The 3,060-nt window shown below is 71.4% G+C and carries 3 protein-coding genes; 2 read left to right on the top strand and 1 reads right to left on the bottom strand.

Annotation, left to right across the window (positions count from 1 at the left end; genetic code table 11):
• The coding region (locus AC1D15_RS24395; RefSeq protein ID WP_477828003.1) for a LysR substrate-binding domain-containing protein at positions 1-377 on the top strand (377 nt) is incomplete at its 5' end.
• 28 nt (positions 378-405) lie between these two features.
• Positions 406-1,761, top strand: coding sequence for a M28 family metallopeptidase (locus AC1D15_RS24400; protein WP_477828004.1), 1,356 nt, complete (start codon positions 406-408; stop codon positions 1,759-1,761).
• Here the strand turns inward: AC1D15_RS24400 and AC1D15_RS24405 are convergent.
• On the bottom strand, positions 1,758-3,060 hold a 1,303-nt coding region (locus tag AC1D15_RS24405), incomplete at its 5' end, for a GGDEF domain-containing protein (protein WP_477828005.1). The two genes, AC1D15_RS24400 and AC1D15_RS24405, sit on opposite strands and share 4 nt — an antisense overlap.

Genomic DNA, 3,060 nt, shown 5'->3' on the forward strand with positions numbered 1-3,060 from the left:
ACGTGGCGCAGCATGCGGCGATCGGCTTCTCGCAGCACGGCGCGGTGAACGTGCCGTGGGCGTTCGGCACGCGCGGCGAGAGCGTGCAACCGCGCATGCAGCTGGTGGGCAACACCGGCGAGATGGCGATCGCTGCCGCGCTGGCCGGGCACGGGTTGGCGCGGGCGATGTCATACCAGGTGGCCGACGACGTGCGCGCCGGGCGGCTGCGCATCGTGCTGGCCGGGCACGAGCCGGCACCGGTGCCGGTGCAGCTGGTGCACCTCGAAGGCCGCCGCGCCACCGCGAAGCTGCGCGCCTTCATCGATTTCAGCGTCGCGCGGCTGCGCGACGTGCCGGTGCTGAACGGGCGCTTCCCGTGGCCCGAGCCGGCATGATCCACCTTCCCCTCACCTGGATTCCATGATGAAGCTGATTCGCCTGAGCCTGCTGGCCTTGTGTTCGATCGCGGGCGCTGCGCACGCGGCGCCCGACCCGGCGCCGTTCCCGGACCAGCCGGCGCTGCGCGAGATCGCCGCCGCCGTCAGCCCCGACGAACTGCGCAGCACCATCACCCACCTGGTCGCCTTCGGCACGCGCCACACCGCCTCGGACACCACCTCGCCGACGCGCGGCATCGGCGCGGCGCGCCGCTGGGTGCAGTCGCGCTTCGCCGCGCTGTCGCGCGACTGCGGCGGCTGCCTGCAGGTGGCGACGCCGTCGCAGACCTTCACCGGCCCGCGGCTGCCGCAGCCGACCGAGGTGATGGACATCGTCGCGGTGCAGCGTGGCACCACCGAGCCGCAGCGCGTGATCGTGATCACCGGCCACCTCGACTCGCGCGTCAGCGACGTGATGGATGCGACCAGCGACGCGCCTGGCGCGAACGACGACGCGTCGGGGGTCGCCGCGCTGATGGAGGCGGCGCGGGTGCTGTCGAAATACAAGTTCCGCGCGACCATCGTCTATGCCGCGCTGTCCGGCGAGGAGCAGGGCCTGTACGGCGGCAAGGTGCTGGTCGACCATGCCAAGGTCGAGGGCTGGCAGGTGCAGGCCGACCTGAACAACGACATCGTCGGCAACAGCCGCGGCCAGGACGGCGTGCACGACAACGGCACGGTGCGCGTGTTCTCCGAAGGGACCAAGGCGGTCGAGACGCCGGCGCAGGCCGGCAAGCGGCGCTACAACGGCGGCGAGGTCGATTCGCCGTCGCGCAACATCGCGCGCTTCATGGCCAGCCTGTCGGAACGCTACCTGACCAACTTGCGCGTGCAGATGGTCTACCGCACCGACCGCTACGGCCGCGGCGGCGACCAGGTGCCGTTCCTCGATGCCGGCATCCCGGCGGTGCGCGTGACCGAGGCGCACGAGGACTACACGCGCCAGCACCAGGACCTGCGCACCGAGGGCGGCATCGCCTACGGCGACACGATCGACGGCGTCGACTTCCCGTACCTCGCGCAGGTGACGCGGCTGAACGCGGTGACGCTGGCCGCGATGGCGAACGCGCCGATGCCGCCGAAGGGGGTGTCGATCGGGGGTGCGGTGACGCCGGACACCACAGTCAAGTGGCAGGCACAGCCGGGCGTGGCCGGGTACCGTGTCTGGTGGCGCGAGACGACCGCACCGCAGTGGCAGCGCAGCCGCTTCGTCGCGGGCGATGCAACCCAGCTGGTGCTGAAGAACGTCGTGATCGACGACTGGTTCTTCGGTGTGTCGGCGGTGTCGGCCGACGGCTACGAATCGCCGGTGGTGTTCCCGGGGGATCCAGGCAGCTTCTAGGCTTCGATCGGATCGGCCCGCAGGTCCGCCGCCAGCACCTGGTTGCGCCCGCTGCGCTTGGCCTCGAGCAGCCGGTCGTCGGCGGTCTTCAGCAACTGCTCCATCGCCGCCAGCTCGGCGAGCGAATCGGCGACACCGGCCGAGAAGGTGTTGCCGTGCAGCGTACCGGTCTCGAACTGGAACACCTCATCGCGCCACGCGCCGAGCAGCGCCTCGACCTTGCGCTGCGCGGCGAACGCATCGGTGCGCGGCATCAGCAGGCAGAACTCCTCGCCGCCGAAGCGGAACGCGATGTCGCTGCGCCGCCCGTGCGCGATCAGCAGTGCACCGAACGCGGCCAGCAGCTTGTCGCCGGCCACGTGGCCGTGCCGGTCGTTCACCGACTTGAAGTGGTCCAGGTCGATGATCGCGGCCGCCAGCGGTTGCTGCTCGCGCTGCGCGAGCAGCAGCATCTGCGGCAGCACGTCGTTCAGGTGGCGGCGGTTGAACAGGCCGGTCAGGAAGTCGCGCGTGRCCTGCTGCCGCAGCTCGGCCTGCAGCGCCTCGACCTCGTCGATCTTCTGCGACAGCTGCTGGTTGATGGCCTCGAGCTCGGCCTTCGCGCGCTCGGTGCTGCGGCGGCGCGCCTCGATCTCGTCGAGGTTCTGCTGCAGCCGGCGCAGCTCGGTCTGCAGCGAGGCCGCCTGGTAGCGCGCCCGCGAGGCCTGCTGCGCGCGCTCGACGTGCAGCGCCTGCCAGATGCGCAGCGAGGCCAGCGCCTGCGCCGCGTGGCCCAGCCGCTCATGGGTGTCGGCCATCGCCTGGTGGAACAGGCAGCGCACGCGCAGGCTCAGGCCTTCGGCCGCGGCGTTCAGCACCGCCGGCTGCGCCTGCGCGAGCAGCGCAGCGGCCTGCGGCAGCAGGTCGCGCGCGGCCATCACCTCGGCGGTGGCGACCACCAGCGTGATGCGCTCGTCGGGCACCTTGATGCCGCTCTTGTCCTGCGAGGCGCGCTCGATCAGCTCGGCACCGAGCGCGGTGTTGCCGGCGCGCAGCGCGGCGATCGCCATCGTCTCGAAGTTCGCGTTGGTGCTGCCGCGCCCGCTCGCGTCGGTCGGCAGCGCGAGCAGCCGCTCGACATCGCCCAGCGCATCGGCCGCGCGCTCGAGGTTGGTCAGGCAGATCACGCGGTTGATCAGCAGCACGCTGAGCAGCCGCGGGTTGTCGAGCCGCGCATAGCGGGCGATGCCTTCCTCGACGTGGCTGAGCGCCTGGTGGTAGTCGCCGAGCTGGATCAGCTCGTGCGCGAGGTTGCAGTAC

Source organism: Rhizobacter sp. P2_H2, assembly GCF_056403375.1.